This is a genomic window from Mesorhizobium sp. M0040, from assembly GCF_040323505.1.
Lineage (GTDB): Bacteria > Pseudomonadota > Alphaproteobacteria > Rhizobiales > Rhizobiaceae > Mesorhizobium.
This window is the reverse complement of record NZ_JAMYVA010000006.1, coordinates 151,859-174,005: the sequence shown is the minus strand read 5'-3', so window position 1 is coordinate 174,005 and position 22,147 is coordinate 151,859. Positions and strand designations below refer to the sequence as shown.

Here is a 22,147-nt window from a genome sequence, read left to right as displayed (position 1 = left end):
CCGCTTCCCCGCTTACTTGTAGATAAAGCCGACAACGCCGTGGTAACGGCCGTTGGGCTTGTCGGTCTGCATGGTGCCGTAGACACGGTTGACGCGGCCAAGGAAGATGCCGGCGCCATCGCTGGCGGCGTTGAAATTGTCATCCGGCTTGGCAAGATCGTTGCGCGCCACCGGCTTCACCAGATAGGGCGTAATGATGATGACGAGCTCGGTCTCGTTGCGAACGAAATCCCTGCTGCGGAACAGCGCGCCAAGCACTGGAATCTTTGTCAGACCAGGTAAGCCGTTGACGGCTTGCCTGAGATCATCGCGGACAAGGCCGGCAATCATCATCGAGCCGCCCGAAGGCAGTTCCACTGTTGTGTCGGCCAAGCGCTTACGGAGCGACAGGGCATTCATGCCCGGGCTTGTTACGCCTTCGGACAAAGACACAGACCCCTCCGTTGTCGGCTCGGAAACCGAGGTTCTGACTTTCAGGCTGATACGGCCGGGAGACAGCACCACCGGCTGGAATTCCAGGCCAATGCCGTATTCGATCTTCTCGACCGAATACGTCTTCAGACCGGTCTGGTTATCGTTTGATACGGCTTGGGAAACGCTGGTCACCATGTTGTATTCGCCGCCAACCTTGAAGGTCGCCTTCTCGCCGGATACGGCCGTCAATGTTGGTTCGGCGAGGGTTTTCATGACACCGGACTGTTCCATGGCATTGATGTAGGCCTGCAGCGTCGAGCTCCCGATAGAGAGGCCCGAGTTCGACAGCGACTTGCCCAAACCAGTGAAATTGTCGCTTACCGCGCCCCAGCTGATGCCGTTGCTGCTGCCGTTGCCCACCATGTTGACGCCGAGCTGCTTCATCACCGAGCGGCTGACTTCCGCGACCGTCACCTTCAGCGTCACCTGGTCGTCGCCGATGATCTGCAGCAGGTTGACGATCTTGCTGACGCGGCGCTCGGCATCCGGGTTATCGATCGCGACGCCGGCTTCAGCCGAACCGCCGGCAGCGGTCTGCGAATATTGACCCGTGGTCGCCTCGCCGCCGGACACGAAAATGGTTGCCAGATCGGCCGCGCGCTTGGCGTCCAGAGGAGTGTCCACGGTTCCGGTCAGAACGACGTTGTCGTTCAGCAACTCGACCTTAACCTCCGATGACGGGATGAAGCGCTTGATATAATCCTCCAGCCCGGCGACGTCACGTTCGACCGCTAGGTCAAGGCTGACGATCTGCTCGCCATTCGGGCCAAAGACGAAGATATTTGTCTCGCCGACCGCCTTTCCAAACAGATAGATGCGCCTGGCGGTGCGGGTCACCGCGTCGGCTACAGCGGGGTTGGCGACGAGAATGTCGTAGGCATCGCTCGGGAGGTCGATGACCACCGACTTGTTCAGTCCGAGCTTGACCCGCTGGGTGGCGGTCGAAGCCGTCACCCTGGCATTGCCCGCCGCACTGGCATCGACAATGCCATGTGCATTCGTTCCAAGGAGAAACAGGCCGATCGCCGCAGCCAGGATGAGCGGCCGTTTGGTTTTTAGCCTCATTTCCTTGCCCCCACTTCGGAAACTTCGCCCGACTTGATCAACCGCACGGTTCCGCGCCGACCATTGCCGGAAACCAGGTAATCGGCTTCGCCCACATTCTTGTCCTGACTGTCCTTGATCGAGCGCAGCGCCAATGTCAGGCGATCCGCCATCTGCTGTGCGACGGTGATGATCTCGGACTGCTGCGGCGTCAGTTCCAGGGTGGCGGTCTGGCCAACCCTGGTCTTCTTACCTTCCTCGTCCTCCTGAATGGTCTGGTCGATCGCCAGGACGCGAATGTTCTTCAGGATAGTTTCGGTCGTGAAGCCCGGACCACCGCCATTGGCGGCATCGGCTCTGCGGGTCATGATGACGTCGACGAAATCGTTGGGAAGAATAAAGCCACCGGCCGAGGTGTCGGCCGAGATGCTTGTGGCAACGGCCCGCATGCCGGAGGGCAGGATCGACGACATGAAGCTTTGCCCTTCACCGATCAGCTTCGAGCGCCGCAGCGGCTCGCCGGCGTAGAGCGCCACGCGAGCGACGGCGCCCTTCAGCTTGTCCAGCGCTTCAGGCTCGGCGGCGCGGGTGATGAAATTTGCGTTGATGCCGGCGGACGGCCATGACTCCCAGGAAATATTGTTTTCAAGCGGACTGCCCATCGGAACGTCGCCGGAAAGGACAAGCACATCCTGCAGCGCGATCGCCGGCGCCTGAGGACCGGAATCGACAACCGGAGGCGGCGGAGCCACGACCATGTTCTTCGCGACATAGCCTGCACCACCGGCCGCGGCTATCGCCACGCTCAGAATAATCAATCGGGATGCTGGCATCTGTCCGAACCTCGCCTTGGCAAACCACGTAGCCAAGCGGGACTTTGCAGCGGCAATCGTCAAAACAAGGTTAATGTTATACTTACGATCGTGATTAATTTAACGTTTATATAAATTGGACCGACAAGCCCGGCCCGAAGGAAAACGTGGCCAACTCGCCTGCTCGGCGCCAACCGCGTAAAGTGAAATTCAGCCCGCCAGCCTAGTAAGTGCCCAGGCCATCAATGGCGAGTCGGAATAGGTGAGCAGACCGCCAATGCCAAGCGCGATGCCGTACGGAACGCCGGTCGCCTCATCGGCGAAATGGCGCAGGAACGGATTGTGGCTTGTGACGGCGGCAAGCGGCGATTTTCGATAGGCGAGGATGGCTAGCGTCAGCAGGCCGCCGATGAATGTCGAGGCGACGAGGTATTCGATGAGATGGATGTTCAGTCCCATCCACATGGCAGTGGCAGCCAGAAGCTTGGCGTCGCCGCCGCCCATGCCGCCCAGCGCGAACAGGCCGAACGTCACCGCGAGAACCAGGCCGGCGGCGGCGAAATGCCAGCCATAGGTGGCCCAGTCCATACCGGTCAAAGGCGCAACCAAGGCGAAGACAACCACAAGCAACACCGGCACGCGATTGGCGATCGTCATCGAAAGCATGTCGGAGATCGCGGCAAAAAGCATGCAGAACGGAAACACGACGAAGATCACGGCTTCAAGCATCGGCGCGCCTATGACCCAATTGCATCTGGCCCCAGCCTAATCCTATTCGATTAACGACTGATGAGGCCTAAATTTCAATTCATACCAGGACTAAATAAGGGCCGCCAGTGCGGCGGCCCTTATTTCAGAACAACCGAACCCGTTACGGTCAGCTACCGTTCACCTTAGTGGAGATGGCGGTGAACTTGGCGTTCAGCGAGTTGCCGAGCTGGCCGGCGCCGACCATGATGGCGAGTGCGATAAGAGCGGCGATCAGACCGTATTCGATAGCGGTCGCGCCGGATTCGTCCTTCACAAAACGTGCGATGAGGTTAGACATTCGAGCTCCTACTCCAATTGTTACAGCACTTCCGTCAACTTCTCTTGGTGGCTGATCGGATACTGCGAATCTAAGGAGAAGCTGTTTCAATCGGCTTAATAAACAGGCTTACCGATTCCTTTCCCGCTTCGACGACATTGCGTGGTTAACCCAGAACTAAAATACCCGCCGCTAGGCCCCCGGGCTGACAAAAGGCGCAAAAGGCGCAATTCGGCAAAGACGTTCCAGCCGTGCCGGCTAGGCCCAATGCCGGTTCCGGCTTGATCCTGAACTCCAGCCGCTTAACGGTTGGTTCACCAATCTCGTTCATCTTCCGTTGAACAGTTTGCCAGGGGGCGCCTCAATGGCCGGGCCGAGATCATCATTTCCAGTTGCCGTGCTTTTTGCCGCAGCGGCTTTCGCCTTTCCAGCCAAGGCCGGCGCCGGCATCGAGGTGACGATGAACCAGGCAAAGATCATCAAATTGTCGCGCGCCGCCGATACGATTGTCGTCGGCAATCCGGCGATCGCCGACGCCTCCGTGCAGGACGCATCGACGATCGTACTGACCGGCAAGGGATTTGGCGTCACCAATCTCGTCGTCCTCGATCAGGAGGGCAATCCGATCGTCGATGAGCAAATAACCGTCGTGCGCCAGGCAGCGTCGTCGGTGCGCATCTATCGGCGTTCCGAAGTACAGACCATGTCCTGCGCGCCATATTGCGAAAGCTCGTATAAGAGCGATGCCGAGAAGGCCTCTGAAGCCGAAATGAGTGCCGGGCATTAGCTAGCCGACGTGTCCGCCTTTGGCGGGAACGTGCTTCGGTTATCGCCGGGTTAAGGCCTTCCCGTTGAATTTAACGGTCATTCCAACCGGACTTCAATCGGTTCCGACTAAGGGTGGGACCGATACAGAAGCGGCATCGGCGGGCAGAGGACATGAACAAGGCAGGACGAGCAGGCTCTCCAAGACGGTTTTTGGGCGACCGCCGCGGAAGCACGGCGATCGAATTCGCCATGCTTGCAATTCCTTTCGCGCTTCTTGTCTTCGCCATCCTGGAGAGCTGCATTTCTTTTGCCGCACAGGAAGTGATGGCAAACGCAACCGACGACATCGCGCGCCAACTGCGTACCGGCCAACTAAGACCGGCCGATGTGTCCGGCACCAAGCTGCGGGATATGATCTGCACCAAATTGGAGATCATGGTCGCCAAGACCTGTCCCGGATTGCTGGTGGACTTGCGCGAATATCCGACCTTCGCCGATGCGGCGCTGGCCGGTTTCAAGATCCAGGATGGCGACGTCGTGCTGACCAAGGGCACGAGCACACAGACCTTCACCGTCGCACCTGGCCTGGCGGAGTCGAGAAACATGCTGCGTGTTTTTTACAAATGGCCGGTGATGACCGACTTCATGGCCAAATCGATGGCCAACCTGAAGGACGGCAAAACGCTGCATTTTGCTTCGATCACTTGGCAGAACGAGCCGTTCGACAACTGAACCACGTAGTCGCTTGAAAAGGGCAAAGCCATGATTCGTGCGGGGGCACAGCTGGGCATCGCAGGGATTTGTACAAGAGCAGTCCGACTTTGCTCGGACCGCCGCGGTATTGCGGCTGTCGAGTTTGCCCTCATCGTGCCTGTCTTGTTGATCATGTACTTTATGACAATGGAGGCCTCGCAAGCCATCGAGACCAGCAAGAAGGTCAGCCGCATCGGCAGCATGGTAGCGGACCTCGTCACGCAGCAGCAGACCGTCAAGGCGGCCGATGTCGATGCCATCATGGCGATCGGCAGTTCCACGCTCCAGCCCTACAACCGCTCGAAACCGAAGATCATTATCACGGCGATACAGGTGACGAACGAGACGACGCCGAAAGTCCTGGTCGTGTGGTCGCGCAAACTGGTCGATGGCGTCTCTAGCGTCGACGCGGTCAAGGATTCCACCACAACGGTCCCGAGCGCGCTCAAGATCAAAGGCACGTTCCTCATTCGGGTCGAAAGCGATCTCGCCTACAAGCCAATCATCACCTGGTCGGCGGACGGCCAAAGCCGGTTCGGGTTGAGCTCGGTCTTCAATTCGATATCGATGGCGGAAACTTATTATCTGCGGCCGCGCAGGAGCCCGACCATTCCGTGCAGCGATTGCTGACGCCTGAAGCCCGCTAACCGGTCTGTTTGCTATTGCTTGCGACCGCGGGCCGAGACTAGACGCACGATGGCTGCAGCCAGCACATAGTCCCTCGGACCGGCAACGGTTCGGCGACGATACCGATACGGAACGTTCCGATAACATCGCGCCAATCGGCTCGCGCCAGGTTTGTGCAAGACGCATCCAGCAGCAAAGCCAGTACGGCGGCGAATGCTGTCAGGGCAAGCCTCATGCGAGCTCCGCGCCGCGCATTTCCATCCGCAGATCGACCATGCCGCGATTCGTCTCTCCGGGACCAGCACGCCAAGCCGTGCTGTTTGGGTTTCCGAATTGCCAATGGCGGCGCGGAACCCTATGTCTGAGCCAACACACAGGCAATGATGAACCTTTCGATGGCACGCGCCTTCCTTTTTGTCCTCGACTCCTTCGGCATCGGCGGCGCGGCCGATGCCGAACGTTATGGCGACACCGGCTCTAATACGTTCGCACACATCGCGCGGGCCTGCGCAGAAGGCCGCGCCGATCGCGAAGGCCTGCGTGCCGGACCCCTTCTTGTACCAAACATGCTCGCGCTCGGCCTCGGCCAGGCCGCGGCAACGGCGACGGGTTTCAGGTTCGAGAATGGCAGTGCCCCGCTTAGCGCCGCCTTTCACGGCGCGGCCCAAGAGGTTTCGAGCGGCAAGGACACGCCATCGGGCCATTGGGAAATAGCCGGCCTGCCGGTCCGTTTCGACTGGGGTTACTTCCCAGACAAGATTCCCGCCTTTCCGGCCGAGTTGACCGAAGCAATGGTGCGTGAAGGGAAGGTGCCTGGCATCCTCGGCAATTGCCATGCTCCGGGCACCGAGATTATCGAACGGTTCGGCGAAGACCATATCCGCACCGGCAAGCCGATCTGCTACACCTCGATCGACTCCGTCCTGCAGATCGCCGCGCATGAGGTTCATTTCGGCGTGGAACGGCTTTACGAGTTCTGCAAAGTGGTGCGCAGGCTCATCGATCCGCTGAATATCGGCCGCGTCATCGCGCGGCCGTTTATCGGTGAAACCGCCGCCACGTTCGAGCGAACGCATAATCGTCGCGACTATGCCGTACCGCCGCCGGAACCGACGCTGCTCGACCGGCTGACGGCGCGCGGCAGCCGGGTTATCGCGATCGGCAAGATCGGCGACATTTTCGCCCATCGGGGGATCTCGGAAGTCCGCAAGGCTGCCGGCAACATGGCGATGTTCGACAAAACGCTTGGTGCCATGGAAGACGCCCGCGACGGCGACCTCGTCTTCGCGAACTTTGTCGACTTCGACACCGAGTTCGGGCATCGGCGCGACGTTGCGGGGTATGCCGCCGCACTCGAAGCTTTCGACCGGCGCCTGCCCGAGGCATTCGCACGGCTGAGGCCAGGCGATCTGCTCATTTTGACCGCCGATCACGGCAACGATCCGACGTGGCGCGGCACCGACCACACGCGCGAGCGTATTCCGATTATCGGGACACGGCCGGGTTTCAAAGGCGCAGACATCGGACTGAGGACAACATTTGCCGACATTGGCGAAACCGTGGCCGAACATCTCGGGCTGGCGCGCGGCCGTCACGGCACCTCCTTCCATGCCACGATAGGTGGCCATGCCTGAGCTGCCGGAGGTAGAGACAGTCAGGCGCGGTCTGCAGCCGGCCCTTGAAGGTGCCCGCATTGTCGGTGTCGAGGCACGCCGGCCGGATTTGCGGTTTCCGTTCCCCGAGAGATTTTCGGAGCGGCTGACCGGCAAGACGATTGCGGCGCTCGGCCGCCGTGCCAAATATCTGACAATGCACATGGACAACGGCCCGGTTCTGATCTGCCATCTCGGCATGTCGGGTTCGTTTCGCATCGAAACGGCCGACGAGAGCGCAACGCCCGGCGCGTTCCACCACGAACGTTCGAAAAACAATGCTCACGATCACGTCGTCTTCGACATCGCATCCCCTGCCGGCGTCCGCTCTCGCGTGATCTTCAACGACCCGCGCCGCTTCGGGTTCATGCTGTTTTCGGAAGGCGAGCCCGACATGCATCCGATGCTGGCGGGATTAGGCGTCGAGCCTACAGGCAACGCACTGGACGGCGCGCTGCTCGCTTCGTTGCTGAAAGGTCGCAAGTCACCGCTGAAAGCGGCACTTCTGGACCAGAGGCTGATTGCCGGGCTAGGCAATATCTACGTCTCGGAAGCGCTTTGGCGGGCCGGCCTGTCGCCGCTGCGCGAAGCGGGCACCCTCGCGAGAGCCGGCAAGAAAGCCAAAGAGCAGAGCGAACGCCTGGCCGAAGCAATCCGCTCGGTCGTCGCCGATGCGATCGCCGCCGGCGGCTCGTCGTTGCGCGATTATATGCAGACCGATGGATCGCTGGGCTACTTCCAGCATTCCTTCGCGGTTTACGATCGCGAGGGGGAAGCCTGCTCCAAGCCTGGTTGTGGCGGCCACATCGAGCGTATCGTGCAAAGCGGTCGTTCGACTTTCCACTGCCGGGCCTGTCAGGCTTGAACCAGAAGCGAGGAGGAGCAAAGCATGGGCTATGAAACCATCATCGTCGAAACCCGCGGCAAGGTCGGGCTGATTACGCTGAACCGGCCGCAGGCGCTCAACGCGCTGAATTCACAAGTGCTGGCGGAACTGGTCGCGTCGGTGAATAGCATGGGCGCCAATGCCGACATCGGCGCCATGGTCATCACTGGTTCGGAAAAGGCTTTCGCGGCAGGTGCCGATATCAAGGAAATGCAGTCCATCTCCTATGTGGATGCCTATCTGCAGGATTTCTTCGTCGGCTGGGAAGAATTTACGCGGGCACGAAAGCCGATCATCGCGGCGGTGGCGGGCTATGCGCTGGGGGGCGGCTGCGAACTGGCGATGATGTGCGACTTCATCATCGCCGCCGACACCGCCAAATTTGGCCAACCCGAGATCACGCTGGGCGTCATGCCCGGCATGGGCGGATCGCAGCGCCTGACCCGCTTTGTCGGCAAGTCGAAGGCGATGGATATGTGCCTGACGGGTCGAATGATGGACGCAGCCGAGGCCGAGCGTTCCGGCCTTGTCTCGCGCGTGGTGCCAGCCGGCGAGTTGATCGAGGAAGCGCTTAAGGCAGCGTCCAAGATGGCTGGTTTTTCCTTGCCGTCGGTGATGATGGCAAAGGAGGCCGTCAACCGCGCCTATGAGACGACGCTCACCGAGGGTCTGCGGTTCGAGCGCCGGCTGTTTCATTCGCTGTTTGCGCTGGATGACCAGAAGGAAGGCATGGCGGCCTTCACCGGCAAGCGGAAGCCGAATTTCACGAACCGATGAGATGACGAAGGCGCCGGTCAAAAAGAAAGCGCTGCAGCGTTGACGCGCCGGAAAAGCTGAACTATAAGCCGCACCAATCGAGGCGGCCCTGTGGCTGCCCGTTTGTTTTTTTGCGCCCTGCGGTATCCCGCAAGCGCCCACCAGATCAGAAGAGAGGCACCATGGCCAATACCTCCTCGGCCAAAAAGGCAACGCGCAAGATCGCCCGTCGCGCAGCGATCAACAAGAACCGCCGCTCCCGCGTCCGGACCTACATCCGCCAGGTCGAAGAGGCGCTCGCGGCTGGCGACAAGGCGGCCGCACAGGCTGCCTTCAAGGTGGCCGAGCCGGAATTGATGCGCGCCGCGACCAAGGGCGTGGTGCACAAGAACACGGCATCGCGCAAGGTGTCGCGGTTGGCCCAACGGGTCAAGGTGCTGTCAGCCTGATATATCCATTCCTGAACTGCGCTTCTTCAAACCCGGCCAATCGCGCCGGGTTTTTTCGTTTGCCGGCAAGTACTTAAAAGAAAGCCCGCAAAATGGCGCTCCGCGAGCATTTCAACGTTCGAAATGCTTTGCCGGCATATACATGCCCGCTCATATTCGGAGCCTCCGAAACCGCCAATACGAAAATTTCCGAGCGTCACAGATTACCGTTTCTTTTCAGAAGCTTACCGATGGTGATCCACAGCTTGTTCACATCAGCTGCGGCCGATAGGCGGCAATTGGCTGTCAAGTGAATTATTTCAGAAAATTTCGCATTGTGTGGCCTTTTTCACATTCGCCGGAAAAGGGTTTGAATCACAATGGCTTTGTCAAAATCAACTGTTGCAGCATGGCGTTCGAAACGTCCCTTGCTAGTCAGATTCCTTAAAAATCCGTTAGGGGTGGCCTTGCCCTATCCACAGCGATTTCGGTAATGTCTGTCCATCGAAGGGACGGGCCCTTGGCCCTTGACCAGCCTGAAACCGGCCAGCTCAATTTGGCAGAGTTTACACCGCGGATTCAACTCCGCGGACGGGGTTGGTTTGTCTTTTCGATACGGTAGGGGACTGGCGTAATTGTACATGGCAGGTCGACGGTGCGCCGGCGGTTTTTCGCCGGACGGCATTTTGTTGCCCTGACATGACCAAAGCGGATCGGCTCTTCGGCGCCGGACCGACAACGAGGCGATTCATCAGCCGGCGGCGGCGATGGTGTCGCAGCGAAGACACGGTCGCCGGAAACATGGATGCAGGAGGCGCATCCCCGGCGGAAAACAGGTACAAGAGACAAGGAACTCGATCATGCAGAGCGGCGGCATCGAAAGGGAGCTTACAGGCGACCTCCCATTTCCTGGAACGTTAATCGGAAGGAACGACATGGCGGCTTCCAATGAAGCTGAACAGAAGTTCGATCGGGTCAAGGCCCAGTTGAAGGCGCGTCTGGGAACCGAGGTCTATTCGAGCTGGTTCGGGCGCATGAAGGTCGCTGAATCCTCTAAGGGCATTGTCCGCATCTCAGTGCCAACCGCATTCCTGCGTTCATGGATCAACGGCCACTATCTCGATCTCATCACCGAGTTGTGGAAGCACGAGGATCCGGAGATCCTCAAGATCGAGATAGTGGTTCGCACCGCCACACGGCAGGGCCGCAACAGCGTCGAGCCAGAAGTGGCCCCGGCGCGCAAGATGACCAGGCAGACGCAAACCGCGCTCTCTGCGGGCACGGCGAGCCCCAGCAGGGTCGAACGGGTCCCGGTACCCCGCCCGGGGATGCCGGCAGAAACCGAGTTCCGGCACAATGTTCTCGGTTCGCCACTCGATCCACGCTATACTTTCACCTCCTTCATCGAAGGACCATCGAACCGAGTGGCTTTTGCCGCCGCCAAGGCGGTCGCGGAATCGCAGTCGAGCGCGGTGCGTTTCAATCCGCTCTTTCTTCACGCGACGGTCGGGCTGGGCAAAACGCACCTGTTGCAGGCGATCGCCGCAGAATCGCTGAAGCAGAATCCGAAATCGCGGGTCGTCTATCTGACGGCTGAGTATTTCATGTGGCGGTTCGCCACCGCGATCCGCGACAACAACGCACTGACGCTGAAAGAACAGCTGCGCGACATCGACCTCCTCATCATCGACGACATGCAGTTCCTGCAGGGCAAGTCGATCCAGCACGAATTCTGCCATTTGATCAACATGCTGCTCGACAGCGCCAAGCAAGTGGTGGTCGCTGCCGACCGGCCGCCGTCGGAATTGGAGTCGCTGGAGCCACGCGTCCGCTCGCGCCTCAACGGCGGCGTCGCGCTGGAAATGTCAGCCCCGGATTTCGCCATGCGTATCGGTATGCTCAAGCTCAGGCTTGCCACCGCCAAGCTCGATGATGCGTCGCTCGATATTTCCGAAGAGATCCTCAACCACGTCGCCCGCACTGTGACCGGCAGCGGACGCGAGCTCGAAGGTGCCTTCAACCAGCTTTTGTTTCGTCAATCCTTCGAACCGCAGATCACCATCGACCGCATCGACGAGATCCTTGGCCACATCTATCGTTCGGGCGAACCCAAGCGGGTGCGTATCGAGGACATCCAGCGCATCGTCGCGCGCCACTACAACGTGTCGAAGACCGAACTTCTGTCCAACCGGCGCACACGCACCATCGTCAAGCCACGGCAGGTCGCCATGTATCTGTCGAAGGTGATGACGCCGCGCTCGCTGCCGGAGATCGGGCGGCGGTTCGGCGGTCGTGACCATACGACCGTGCTGCATGCGGTGCGCAAGATCGAGGATCTTTCCGGTGCCGACAACACACTGGCGCAGGAACTCGAATTGCTGAGAAGGCTGATCAACGACCAGGCCTGACGGCCCGAAAAACGCCGGCTCGCCGACTCCGGCCTTTTTATCCCCAGAAAGCCCGTGCAGCCGGTCCGAACCGGTGGCGCGGGCTTGCGTTTGCCGGGTTTTTCCTGTCAGTTTACGCAGATTCTGAGCCTGTTCAGACCTTTCGCGGGGCGCCGCTTGCCGGAGACCCGTTCATTCATTCAAGCGAGCCTGTTTCGTCATGCGTGTTATCCTGGAACGGTCAAATCTCCTGAAGTCGCTCAACCATGTTCACCGCGTGGTCGAGCGGCGCAATACCATTCCGATCCTGTCGAACGTGCTGCTCAGCGCCGAGGGGGCCAGCCTTGAAATGAAGGCGACCGACCTCGACCTGGAGGTGACCGAAGCAACGCCGGCAAAGGTCGAACGTGGCGGGGCGACGACGGTCCCGGCACATCTGCTCTACGACATCGTGCGCAAGCTTGCCGACGGCGCGGAGGTGGCGCTGAAGACCGACGAAGACGGCAACGCCATGACGGTGACGTCGGGGCGCTCGAGCTTCCGCCTGCAATGCCTGCCGCAGTCCGACTTTCCCGAGCTTTCAGCCGGGTCGTTCTCGCATATTTTCCGGCTCGATTCCGTCGGACTAAAGGGCCTCATCGAAAAGACCCAGTTCGCCATCTCGACCGAGGAGACGCGCTATTATCTGAACGGCATTTATCTGCACACGCACGAGGCCGGCGGCAAGCTGAAGCTGCGCTCTGTCGCGACCGACGGCCACCGGCTGGCGCGCGCCGAGATCGATGCGCCGGCAGGCTCTGAGGGCATGCCTGGCGTCATAATCCCGCGAAAGACGGTCAGCGAGCTGCAAAAGCTGGTCGACGATCCCGATGTTGCAGTCACTACCGAGTTGTCCGACACCAAGATCCGTTTCACCATCGGCAGCGTTATCTTGACCTCCAAGCTGATCGACGGCACTTTCCCGGACTACCAGCGCGTCATTCCGACCGGCAACGACAAGAAGCTGATTATCGATCGCCAGAGTTTCGCCGCTGCCGTCGATCGCGTTTCGACCATTTCGTCCGAACGCGGCCGGGCGGTGAAGCTTTCGATCGCCGAAGGGCAGGTCACGCTTGCGGTCAACAACCCGGATTCGGGCAGTGCCACCGAGGAACTGGCGGCCGACTATTCGTCCGATCCGATCGAAATCGGCTTCAACGCCAAATACCTGCTCGACGTTGCCGCGCAACTGACCGGCACGGAGGCGAAGTTCATGCTGGCGGATGCCGGTTCCCCGACGCTGATCCACGACATGGCCGACGAGACCGCGCTCTACGTGCTGATGCCGATGCGGGTCTAGGGCCCGAACGGGGCCATCTTGCTGTCGTGACCAGATCTGCAAAACCGCAGCAGACGCACATAAGTAAGCTCACACTTACGAATTTCCGCAACTATGCGGCGTTGGCAATAGACCTTGATCCCGGCGCTGTCGTTTTCTCCGGCGACAATGGCGCCGGCAAGACCAATCTGCTTGAAGCGATCTCGCTGCTCACGCCGGGCCGCGGCCTGCGCCGCGCACCCTATTCCGAGGTGGCGCGCGAAGGCGGCGACGGTGGGTTTGCGCTGCATGCCCGGCTTGACGGGCCGGAAGGCCAGGTCGAGATCGGTACCGGAATATCGGGCAGCGACGGCGAAGCCGGCCGGCGGGTGCGGATCAACGGCGCGACGGCACGCTCAGCCGAAGACATGCTGGAATGGCTGCGCGTGGTCTGGCTGACACCGGCCATGGACGGCCTGTTCCCCGGGCCGGCTGCCGACCGCCGGCGCTTCCTAGACCGGCTGGTGCTGGCGATCGATCCTGGCCACGGCCAGCGCGCGCTTGACTATGAAAAGGCAATGCGCGGCCGCAACAGACTGCTCGCCGACGGTTCACGCGACGGTGCCTGGTTCGATGCGATCGAGATGCAAATGGCCGAGACCGGCGTGGCGATTGCCGCGGCGCGTGCCGAACTGGTGCGCCTGCTCGCCGCCATGATCGACCGGCTGCCCGGCGACGGACCGTTTCCGCAAGCCGACATCGGCATCTCTGGCGAACTGGAAGGCGAACTCGGTATTTTGCCGGCCGTCGACGTAGAGGAACGGTTCCGTCGTGCGCTTGCCCAGGGGCGCGACCGCGACCGCACCGCCGGACGCACGCTCGACGGCCCGCACCGTTCCGACCTCGTGGTGCGCCACCGGCCCAAGGCGATGCCGGCCGAGCTCTGTTCGACCGGCGAGCAGAAGGCGCTGCTGGTCGGCATTGTCTTGTCGCATGCGCGGCTAACCGGCGAGATGTCGGGCATGACACCGATCCTGCTGCTCGACGAGATCGCCGCCCATCTCGACGGCGGTCGACGGGCGGCCTTGTTCTCGATCCTGGAGGAACTAAACTGCCAGGCCTTCATGACCGGGACCGATGCCGCGTTGTTTGACAGCCTCAAGGGACGCGCGCAATTCCTGACCGTCGATCACGGCACGGTCAGGCCGACCATTTGAACTTGGTTCATGGCGCACTTCTGAGCGGCATGCATTGATACCTGACAAGCTTTTTCCTCCGCTATATGGTCCGGCGATGATCACAGCCGCCCTCACCGATGAAGAGCTCGAACGCTACGCCCGCCACATCGTGCTGCCCGAGATCGGCGGCGCCGGCCAGCAGCGGCTGAAGCGGGCGCGGGTGCTCGTCATTGGCGCCGGCGGATTGGGTGCGCCGGTGCTCGAATATCTCGCCGCCGCAGGGATTGGCACTCTCGGTATCGTCGACGACGACATCGTTTCGCTTTCCAACCTGCAACGACAAGTGATCCACGCCACGGGCGATGTCGGGGTGGCGAAAACCGACAGCGCCAGAGCGGCGATCATCCGCATCAATCCAAACGTCGTCGTGGAAGAGCACAATTTCAGGCTGACCGTGGACAACGCCCCTACCCTCATTGCCCGTTATGACATCATCGTTGACGGCTCCGACAATTTCGAGACACGCTACGCGGTGGCCGACGCCTGCGCCGCGGAAAGCCGGCCGCTCGTGCATGCCGCCGTTGGCCGCTTCGACGGCTCGGTCACCGTACTGAAGCCATTCGAAACCGGCCCGGACGGCAAGTTGAACCCAAGCTACCGCGATCTCTTTCCCGAGGCGCCGCCGCCGGGACTGGTGCCATCCTGCGCGGTGGCCGGCATTGTCGGCGCGCTGACCGGGGTCATCGGCACGCTGCAAGCCATGGAAGCGATCAAGCTGATCACCGGGATTGGCGAGCCGCTGGTCGGACGACTGCTGCTCTACGATGCGCTGGCGGCACGCTTCGACACGATCCGCTACAAGCGAACCAGCCCGTGAGCCTGCCTGCCGACGTTTCCATCGTGCAGCTTGCGGCCGATTTCGACCGTTGGGACGAGGTGCTGGCGCTGGTCATGCGCGCCTTCGCCTTTATGGACGGGGTTATTGACCCGCCGTCCTCGGTGCATCGGCTCACCGTTGAAAATCTCAGGGCTAGAGCGCTGGAGGAAACAGCATTCCTGGCGCTGAAGGAAACGAGATCGTCGGTTGCGTCTTCATCCTGAAGCGCGCAGACGAGCTCTATGTTGGAAAGCTCGCGGTCGAGCCGGTTCTTCAGGGACAAGGCATTGGAAAACAGCTGATGCAGGCCGTCGAAGATCTTGCCCGCAGCCACAACAGGACCGCCATCGAGCTCCAGACGCGGGTCGAGCTGACCGGAAATCACGCAGCCTTTGCCCGCCTCGGTTTTCGTGAAACCGAACGGACAGCGCACAAGGGCTACGACCGGCCGACCTCAATCACCATGCGCAAGGCGTTTTCGTAAGCCAAAGCTATCCAACGACGAACGCGCGGTTGCCGCGGCAAGACCGTGCCGGCGTGACGGCAGGTCACGCCCTCAACGGCAGCACGCGGTCGGGCGGGCGATGACCATCGAAGAAGGCGCGGATATTGATGATCACCTTCTCGCCCATGTCGACACGGCCTTCGAGCGTCGCCGAACCCATATGCGGCAACAGCACGACCTTGCCTTTGTGGGCAAGCTTCAGCAGCTTGCTGTTCAGCGCCGGCTCGTGCTCGTAGACGTCGAGGCCGGCGCCAGCGATCTTGCCGTCATGGATGAGCTTGACCAGCGATTCCTCATCGATGATATCGCCGCGCGCGGTGTTGACTATGTAAGCTGACGGTTGCAGAAGCGCCAGCCGCCGTGCCGAAAGCAGGTGGAAGGTTGCCGGTGTCGATGGACAATTGACCGAGATAATGTCCATGCGGGCGAGCATCTGGTCAAGGCTTTCCCAATACGTCGCTTCCAACTCGTCCTCGATTGCCGGCAGTACGCGGTGGCGGTTGTGGTAGTGGATCGAGAGGCCAAACGCCTTGGCGCGCCTGGCGACAGCGGTGCCGATGCGACCCATGCCGACAATGCCGAGCCGTTTGCCCCAAATGCGCCGGCCGAGCATCCAGGTCGGCGACCAGCCCGCCCATTTCTTATCGCCGGTCAGCACGTTGGCGCCTTCGGCCAGCCGCCGCGGTACGGCCAGCATCAGCGCCATGGTCATGTCGGCCGTATCTTCGGTCAACACGTTCGGCGTGTTGGTGACGGTGATGCCTTTCTTGGCCGCTGCCGCAACGTCGATCTTGTCGACGCCATTACCGAAGTTGGCGATCAGCTTGAGGTTGTCGCCGGCCTGGGCAATCAGCGCCGCGTCGATATTGTCGGTCACAGTCGGCACCAGCACGTCGGCCTCCTTGACCGCCGCCACCAGTTCCGGCTGCGTCATCGGCCTGTCCTCCACATTCAAGCGGGCGTCGAACAACTCGCGCATGCGGGTCTCGACTACGTCGGGCAACTTGCGCGTGATGACGACGAGGGGCTTCTTTTTGCCTGTCATTGTTTCCTCGAACCCGATCTCGTTGAGACCTCTTTAACCAAGAACGGCGAAACTGAGAGCCGATCGCGGTACCGTCATCCATGTAACAAGCGGTTCCGCCGAAGACAAAGAAAAATGGGCGCGAAGGCCGATGGGCGGGCGCCGAAAGGAACGAAAGTGTCTGGTTTCGCGTCGCTCCGCCTGACCCTCAGTGCAGCATTCCTCGGCGCTCTCATCCATAGCCCACTGGTGATGGCGCAAAGTGCCGCCGCACCCGCCCAGAGCGTCACGCTCGGACCAAGCGGCTTGCCGCTGCCGCGCTTCGTCAGCCTGAAATCCGGCCGCGTCAACTCGCGCGTTGGGCCGGGCGTCAATTATTCCGTCGACTGGATGTATATGAAGCCAGGCCTGCCGATGGAGATCATCCAGGAGTTCGATACGTGGCGCCGTGTGCGTGATGCCGACGGCTCGGAAGGCTGGATCAATCAGTCGCTGCTTTCGGGCCGTCGCACGGCGATCGTCGCCCCCTGGCAGCGCGGCAAGGACGCTCGCGTCAACCTCCTCGACGACCCGGCAAAAGATGCAGGCGTCATTGCGATCCTCGAACCGGGGGTGATGGGCACAATCAAGTCCTGCGATGGCCAATGGTGCGAAATGACCTTCGACGGCCATACCGGCTGGCTCGCTCAGTCGCTCGTCTGGGGTGCCTATCCCGGCGAAAAGGTCAAGAACTGACCTTTCCGAACCGGAGGTCGGGCCAGCGCTGCAAGCACCGGATCCGGCATTTTGTTTCGCTGATCTTCGGTTCGGGGATGGTTTAGCGGCCGATGCGGCCGAGATGGGTATCCTGGAAACTGCTCGACAGCTTCAAACCATAGCCCAGAGCGCGGTCGATGGCGATGTGGGCGATCCAGATCAGCGCAACAGCTATCGCCATTGCATTGTCAAAGACGCTGCCGACAAGCGCCAGCAGAACGGGCAAGATCAGTATGTGCAAGGCGTTGTAGGCGACGGCCCCGACGCGCGGCCCGGCCATGTAACCCAGCATCGACAGGTCGGGCGCCAGAATGAGCACGGCAAACAGCCACCAGGAAACACCGGCGATTGCATAGAAGACAAGAGCCGCCACCGCGACGGCGACCCATTCGAGCCGGAGCGTCAAATCCAGGAATTTCATAAGGCGCCGGTCAGTCGCAGCGTTTCGGACGCAGTCTCACCACGATATCGACATTGGCGATCTCCATGCCCTCCGGCGGTTCCGGCAGGTTGGAAACCGTCACCGGGCCGCTGTCGATATCGAAGATCCTGTTTTCGCCCTCGATATAGAAATGATGGTGATCGGAGGTGTTGGTGTCGAAATAAGTCTTCGATCCCTCGACGGCAAGGATGCGGAGAAGACCGGCCTGGGTAAACTGGTGCAGAGCATTGTAGACGGTGGCCAGAGACACCGGCACGCCGGCGGCAAGCGCCTCCTCGTGCAGTTCCTCGGCCGAAAGATGGCGGTCGCCCTTGGCGAAAAGCAGATCGGCCAGCGCGATGCGCTGGCGTGTCGGCCTCAGACCGGCCTCGCGAACCCGCTTGTCCACAGCGACATTATCCTTCCGGCAACCCAGATCCATCTATCCGTCGCGCTCACAGTTCCGCCTCAGACAGGTCCAAAATGGCAGAAATTGAGCATCTGCCGAAACTGGACGTGTCCTGACATATATTCTGTCGACCGAATGCGATCAATAGCGCGCATTGACCCGGGCAGACGGGCAGGTTAAGCGCAAGCGCCGGTTTCCGGCCTGAAACAGATTGTGTTAGGAAACCACCGACAAGGGCGCCTATCGCCCGGGACGATCACGGGGACGAGATTGATGGCGGGTTCGAAATCCAGCTACGGTTACGAGGAATTGCTTGCCTGCGCCCGCGGCGAGCTGTTCGGACCGGGAAATGCGCAGCTGCCCTATCCGCCGATGCTGATGTTCGACCGCATCACCGAGATCAGCGAGACCGGCGGTGCGTTCGACAAGGGTTTCATCCGCGCGGAATTCGATATCAAGCCGGATTTGTGGTTTTTCGCCTGCCATTTCATCGGTAATCCGATCATGCCAGGATGCCTAGGCCTGGACGCCATGTGGCAGTTGACGGGGTTCTATCTCGGATGGCTCGGTGAACCCGGCAAGGGGATGGCGCTGTCGACCGGTGAGGTGAGGTTCAAAGGCATGGTCACGCCTTCGGTCAAGAAGGTGGAGTATGGCGTCGACTTCAAGCGAGTGATGCGCGGTCGGCTTGTGCTTGGCATCGCCGATGGCTGGCTGAAGGCAGATGGCGAGCCCATATACGCGGCAACGGATCTGAAGGTCGGTCTGTCCAAGCAATCGGCCGCCGTCTGAACGAAGACCCTACAGTACGACGTCTTGGACGTCTGATGAACGCTGTAGCACTTTTAATTTTGCGCATGGTTCCATTCCGGAAATTGATTTCAGGTTCGGGGTCCGCGCTGGAAGGAGTTGCGAATGAGACGGGTCGTAGTCACAGGTCTCGGCATCGTGTCGTCGATAGGCAACAATGCCAACGAGGTGCAGACCTCGCTGCACGATGCCAGGTCCGGCATCAGCTTCTCCGACTCTTTCGCCGAGCATGGCTTCCGTTGCCGGGTGTGGGGTGCGCCGACGCTGGACCCATCGGGCATGATCGACCGTCGCGCCATGCGCTTCCTGTCGCAGGGTGCTGCCTGGAACCATGTCGCAATGGACCAGGCGATCGCAGACGCCGGCCTCGACGAGGCCGACATCACCAACGAGCGCACCGGCATCGTGATGGGCTCCGGCGGACCGTCGACCCGTGCAATCGTCGAGGCGGCCGAGACCACGATCAAAAACGGCAGCCCCAAGCGGATCGGACCGTTCGCGGTGCCAAAAGCGATGTCGTCGACCGCGTCGGCGACGCTTGCCACCTGGTTCAAGATCCACGGCGTCAACTATTCGATCTCATCAGCCTGCTCGACGTCTGCGCATTGCATCGGCAATGGCTACGAGCTGATCCAGTGGGGCAAGCAGGACATCGTCTTCGCCGGCGGCCATGAGGATCTCGACTGGACGATGTCGGATCTCTTCGATGCCATGGGCGCCATGTCGTCCAAGTTCAACGACAGAGCATCGGTCGCCTCACGCGCCTACGACGTCGATCGCGACGGTTTCGTCATTGCCGGCGGCGCCGGCGTGCTGATTCTTGAAGAGCTCGAGCATGCCAAGGCACGCGGCGCCAAGATCTATGCCGAGATCGTCGGCTATGGCGCGACATCGGACGGCTACGACATGGTGGCGCCGTCGGGCGAAGGCGCGGCGCGCTGCATGAAGCAGGCGCTCGCAACGGTGTCCTCGCCGGTCGACTACATCAATACGCACGGCACCTCGACGCCGGTCGGCGACTCCAAGGAAATGGGCGCCATCCGCGAGGTGTTCGGCGAGAAGATGCCTTTCATCACGTCGACCAAATCGCTAACCGGCCATTCTCTGGGCGCCGCCGGCGTGCAGGAATCGATCTACTCGATCCTGATGATGCAAGGCGGCTTCATCGGCGAGAGCGCCCACATTGAGAACCTCGATCCGGAATTCGAGGGCATGCCGATCGTGCGCAAGCGCATCGACGATGCAAGGATCGACACCGTTTTGTCCAATTCGTTCGGTTTCGGTGGCACCAACGCAACGCTGATTTTCCAGCGCTATTCCGCATAAGGATTTGCCGACCATGGACGGATTGATGAAGGGCAAGCGCGGGCTTGTCATGGGTGTTGCCAACGATCATTCGATCGCCTGGGGTATCGCCCGCAAACTGTCCGAACATGGCGCGGACCTCGCCTTCACCTATCAGGGCGAGGCCTTCGGGCGCCGGGTCAAGCCGCTCGCCGAGAAATTGGGCGCATCCCTGGTGGTGCCTTGCGACGTCGAGGACAGCGTGTCGGTCGCCGCGACTTTCGAGACTTTGGGGAAGGCGTGGGGCGGGCTGGATTTCGTCGTCCATGCCATCGGCTTTTCCGACAAGAACGAGCTGAAAGGCCTCTACGCCGACACGAGCCGCGACAACTTCATCCGCACAATGGTGATCTCCTGCTACTCCTTCACCGAGATCGCCCGTCACGCCGCCACATTGATGAAGGATAGCGGTTCGATGATCACGCTGACCTATGCCGGTTCGGTCCGTGTCATGCCGAACTACAACGTTATGGGTGTCGCCAAGGCGGGGCTGGAGGCCAGCGTCCGCTATCTCGCCAACGACTACGGCCCGCGCGGCATCAGGGTGAACGGCATATCGGCGGGACCGGTACGGACGCTTGCGGGCGCCGGGATTTCCGACGCACGCCACATGTTCTCCTACCAGCAGCGCAACTCGCCGCTACGTCGTACAGTGACGATCGACGAAGTCGGCGGCTCCGCGCTCTATTTGCTGTCCGACCTGTCCTCCGGCGTCACCGGCGAAATCCACTATGTCGATTCCGGCTATCACATCGTTTCCATGCCGACGCTCGACGAATTGAAGCAGACCGACGGCGGGCGGGAATAGCGCGAGCGACGTATCGCCGGCTTGCCCCGCAGGATTTCAGCGTCGCGCCGATAAGACCTTGAACATGCCGTCGCGGGCGAGCTCCGCATGGCTGGAGAAGGCGGCCGCCAGCACCGGTTCGTAGGGAAGCTGACGGTTTGCCACCATGAACAGCCGGCCGCCGGGCTTCAGCGCCTTGCCTGCCGCGCGGATCATGCCGGCACCGATTTCCGGCTCAGTCGCCCGGCTGCGGTGAAAGGGCGGGTTCATGACGACCACGTCGTAGCGGCGCTCGACCGGTTCGCTCAAAAGATCTATCCAGAAGAAACGTGGCTCCACGCCTGTGTTGCCGACATTGGCCTTGGCCGCCTCCAGCGCCTCGAAATCCGCTTCGTAAAGGTCAAGCGCCGATATGCCGGGTGAGCGGGCGGCGACTTCGGCGGCGACATAGCCCCAACCGGCACAGAAATCCGCAACGCTGCCACGCAGATCGTTGGGCAGATTTTCGACCAGCAGCTTCGATCCGGCATCGATCTTGTCGAAGGAAAACATGCCTGGGGCCGTGCGGAAGCGGTCCTCGACCACCAAGTCCGGATTGGCGGCGCGAAGCGTTGCCGCGGCAACGGTATCGGCCGGCCGGCGAAACCAGAAGGCAATGCCGTGATGCTTCGGCAGGTGGCCTTCGAGCGGCACAAGGGCGCCGACATGCTTGCGCAGGCTGGCGATTCCATCGTCCTTGCTGCCGGCGACGACGATCAACCCGCCTGGTGCTGCGCGTTCGACCGCTTCGGCAACGCGCAACTCGTTTTGGCCGCGATGGCGGCCAGCGAGCACAAATGCCGCGTCGAAAGCCTCGCCTTCGACCTGCGGCGTGACCGCGAAGCCGGACGCCTGCAAGGCGCGAAAGTGCGGCCTGAAGCCTTGGACAAGATGAAGCTTGGCATCAAACCCTTCCGGCAAGCGAAAGCCGGGCTCGGCACCGAGAAAGAGTATGCGTTCATCCTTTCTTGGCAGGGAAACAGCACCGGCCTCGAACGGATGGAAAAGCGTTTTCAGCGGCTCGGCGGACATTCACCACTCTTGAACTGCAAGGCTGTTGTTGAAACGCAAACGGGCGCGACCTTC

Annotated in this window: 23 protein-coding genes and 2 pseudogenes; 16 read left to right on the top strand and 9 right to left on the bottom strand. The window is 61.0% G+C overall.

Annotated elements, in window-relative coordinates:
- Window positions 1-12: 12 nt before the first annotated feature.
- The 4 genes from NKJ91_RS08265 to NKJ91_RS08250 all read right to left on the bottom strand — a co-directional run bounded on the left by NKJ91_RS08265 (window position 13) and on the right by NKJ91_RS08250 (window position 3,378).
- Entirely contained in the window at window positions 13-1,539 is a 1,527-nt protein-coding gene (locus NKJ91_RS08265; protein WP_352455130.1) for a type II and III secretion system protein family protein, read from the bottom strand.
- A complete protein-coding gene (gene cpaB, locus NKJ91_RS08260; protein ID WP_352455129.1) occupies window positions 1,536-2,351 on the bottom strand; it encodes a Flp pilus assembly protein CpaB in 816 nt (271 codons plus the stop codon). Before cpaB ends, NKJ91_RS08265 begins: the two co-directional genes overlap by 4 nt.
- Before the next feature lie 189 nt (window positions 2,352-2,540).
- Complete coding sequence (locus NKJ91_RS08255; protein WP_023676930.1) at window positions 2,541-3,059, bottom strand: A24 family peptidase; 519 nt, start codon at window positions 3,057-3,059, stop codon at window positions 2,541-2,543.
- Between the two features lie 148 nt (window positions 3,060-3,207).
- Complete coding sequence (locus NKJ91_RS08250) at window positions 3,208-3,378, bottom strand: Flp family type IVb pilin (protein ID WP_023676929.1); 171 nt, start codon at window positions 3,376-3,378, stop codon at window positions 3,208-3,210.
- A gap of 343 nt (window positions 3,379-3,721) precedes the next feature.
- Here NKJ91_RS08250 and NKJ91_RS08245 point away from each other — a divergent pair, with 343 nt between their 5' ends.
- The 3 genes from NKJ91_RS08245 to NKJ91_RS08235 all read left to right on the top strand — a co-directional run bounded on the left by NKJ91_RS08245 (window position 3,722) and on the right by NKJ91_RS08235 (window position 5,508).
- Window positions 3,722-4,144 carry a pilus assembly protein N-terminal domain-containing protein gene (locus tag NKJ91_RS08245; protein ID WP_352455128.1) on the top strand — a complete coding sequence of 141 codons (423 nt, stop codon included), beginning with the start codon at window positions 3,722-3,724 and terminating at the stop codon, window positions 4,142-4,144.
- A 152-nt stretch (window positions 4,145-4,296) separates the two neighbouring features.
- Window positions 4,297-4,857 (top strand): TadE/TadG family type IV pilus assembly protein, encoded by a 561-nt coding sequence (locus NKJ91_RS08240; RefSeq protein WP_352455127.1) that lies wholly within the window; start codon window positions 4,297-4,299, stop codon window positions 4,855-4,857.
- 30 nt (window positions 4,858-4,887) lie between these two features.
- Window positions 4,888-5,508, top strand: a complete 621-nt coding sequence (locus NKJ91_RS08235; RefSeq protein WP_023676926.1) for a TadE/TadG family type IV pilus assembly protein — start codon at window positions 4,888-4,890, stop codon at window positions 5,506-5,508.
- 103 nt (window positions 5,509-5,611) lie between these two features.
- Here the strand turns inward: NKJ91_RS08235 and NKJ91_RS33795 are convergent.
- Window positions 5,612-5,740: pseudogene (locus NKJ91_RS33795) on the bottom strand (phosphate/phosphite/phosphonate ABC transporter substrate-binding protein); the annotation flags it as partial.
- 160 nt (window positions 5,741-5,900) lie between these two features.
- Between NKJ91_RS33795 and NKJ91_RS08230 the strand changes: the two are divergent.
- The 9 genes and pseudogenes from NKJ91_RS08230 (at window position 5,901) to NKJ91_RS08190 (ending at window position 15,450) form a co-directional block, all read left to right on the top strand.
- Entirely contained in the window at window positions 5,901-7,139 is a 1,239-nt protein-coding gene (locus NKJ91_RS08230) for a phosphopentomutase (protein ID WP_352455126.1), read from the top strand.
- Window positions 7,132-8,022: a bifunctional DNA-formamidopyrimidine glycosylase/DNA-(apurinic or apyrimidinic site) lyase gene (gene mutM, locus NKJ91_RS08225; protein WP_023676924.1), complete on the top strand. Its 891-nt coding sequence runs from the start codon at window positions 7,132-7,134 to the stop codon at window positions 8,020-8,022. The genes NKJ91_RS08230 and mutM overlap by 8 nt, the downstream gene beginning before the upstream one ends.
- Before the next feature lie 24 nt (window positions 8,023-8,046).
- Window positions 8,047-8,820: an enoyl-CoA hydratase gene (locus NKJ91_RS08220; protein ID WP_352455125.1), complete on the top strand. Its 774-nt coding sequence runs from the start codon at window positions 8,047-8,049 to the stop codon at window positions 8,818-8,820.
- Window positions 8,821-8,981: 161 nt separating this feature from the next.
- Window positions 8,982-9,248, top strand: coding sequence for a 30S ribosomal protein S20 (rpsT, locus tag NKJ91_RS08215; protein WP_023676922.1), 267 nt, complete (start codon window positions 8,982-8,984; stop codon window positions 9,246-9,248).
- Between the two features lie 914 nt (window positions 9,249-10,162).
- Window positions 10,163-11,635, top strand: a complete 1,473-nt coding sequence (gene dnaA / locus NKJ91_RS08210) for a chromosomal replication initiator protein DnaA (protein ID WP_023676921.1) — start codon at window positions 10,163-10,165, stop codon at window positions 11,633-11,635.
- 199 nt (window positions 11,636-11,834) lie between these two features.
- Window positions 11,835-12,953, top strand: a complete 1,119-nt coding sequence (gene dnaN / locus NKJ91_RS08205) for a DNA polymerase III subunit beta (RefSeq protein ID WP_023676920.1) — start codon at window positions 11,835-11,837, stop codon at window positions 12,951-12,953.
- A 26-nt stretch (window positions 12,954-12,979) separates the two neighbouring features.
- Window positions 12,980-14,128, top strand: a complete 1,149-nt coding sequence (gene recF, locus NKJ91_RS08200) for a DNA replication/repair protein RecF (protein ID WP_352455124.1) — start codon at window positions 12,980-12,982, stop codon at window positions 14,126-14,128.
- Window positions 14,129-14,204: 76 nt separating this feature from the next.
- Window positions 14,205-14,966 carry a molybdopterin-synthase adenylyltransferase MoeB gene (locus NKJ91_RS08195; protein ID WP_352455123.1) on the top strand — a complete coding sequence of 254 codons (762 nt, stop codon included), beginning with the start codon at window positions 14,205-14,207 and terminating at the stop codon, window positions 14,964-14,966.
- Window positions 14,963-15,450, top strand: a pseudogene (locus tag NKJ91_RS08190) (GNAT family N-acetyltransferase). Before NKJ91_RS08195 ends, NKJ91_RS08190 begins: the two are co-directional and overlap by 4 nt.
- A gap of 64 nt (window positions 15,451-15,514) precedes the next feature.
- Here NKJ91_RS08190 and NKJ91_RS08185 read toward each other — a convergent pair.
- Window positions 15,515-16,516, bottom strand: coding sequence for a 2-hydroxyacid dehydrogenase (locus NKJ91_RS08185; RefSeq protein ID WP_352455122.1), 1,002 nt, complete (start codon window positions 16,514-16,516; stop codon window positions 15,515-15,517).
- Window positions 16,517-16,672: 156 nt separating this feature from the next.
- Between NKJ91_RS08185 and NKJ91_RS08180 the strand changes: the two genes are divergently transcribed.
- A complete protein-coding gene (locus NKJ91_RS08180) occupies window positions 16,673-17,230 on the top strand; it encodes an SH3 domain-containing protein (RefSeq protein ID WP_023676915.1) in 558 nt (185 codons plus the stop codon).
- Window positions 17,231-17,312: 82 nt separating this feature from the next.
- On the opposite strand, the gene NKJ91_RS08175 is transcribed toward NKJ91_RS08180, so the two are convergent.
- Window positions 17,313-17,672: a DUF4260 domain-containing protein gene (locus NKJ91_RS08175; protein ID WP_023676914.1), complete on the bottom strand. Its 360-nt coding sequence runs from the start codon at window positions 17,670-17,672 to the stop codon at window positions 17,313-17,315.
- Window positions 17,673-17,682: 10 nt separating this feature from the next.
- A complete protein-coding gene (gene irrA, locus NKJ91_RS08170) occupies window positions 17,683-18,114 on the bottom strand; it encodes an iron response transcriptional regulator IrrA (protein WP_023676913.1) in 432 nt (143 codons plus the stop codon).
- Between the two features lie 240 nt (window positions 18,115-18,354).
- On the opposite strand from irrA, the gene fabA reads away from it, so the two are divergent.
- The 3 genes from fabA to fabI all read left to right on the top strand — a co-directional run bounded on the left by fabA (window position 18,355) and on the right by fabI (window position 21,043).
- Window positions 18,355-18,873 carry a 3-hydroxyacyl-[acyl-carrier-protein] dehydratase FabA gene (gene fabA, locus NKJ91_RS08165; RefSeq protein ID WP_023676912.1) on the top strand — a complete coding sequence of 173 codons (519 nt, stop codon included), beginning with the start codon at window positions 18,355-18,357 and terminating at the stop codon, window positions 18,871-18,873.
- Between the two features lie 123 nt (window positions 18,874-18,996).
- Window positions 18,997-20,217 (top strand): beta-ketoacyl-ACP synthase I, encoded by a 1,221-nt coding sequence (gene fabB / locus NKJ91_RS08160; RefSeq protein WP_023676911.1) that lies wholly within the window; start codon window positions 18,997-18,999, stop codon window positions 20,215-20,217.
- 13 nt (window positions 20,218-20,230) lie between these two features.
- Window positions 20,231-21,043, top strand: coding sequence for an enoyl-ACP reductase FabI (gene fabI, locus NKJ91_RS08155; RefSeq protein ID WP_023676910.1), 813 nt, complete (start codon window positions 20,231-20,233; stop codon window positions 21,041-21,043).
- Between the two features lie 36 nt (window positions 21,044-21,079).
- Here the strand turns inward: fabI and NKJ91_RS08150 are convergent, their stop codons facing one another.
- Entirely contained in the window at window positions 21,080-22,093 is a 1,014-nt protein-coding gene (locus NKJ91_RS08150; RefSeq protein ID WP_352455121.1) for a class I SAM-dependent methyltransferase, read from the bottom strand.
- Between the last annotated feature and the right edge of the window lie 54 nt (window positions 22,094-22,147).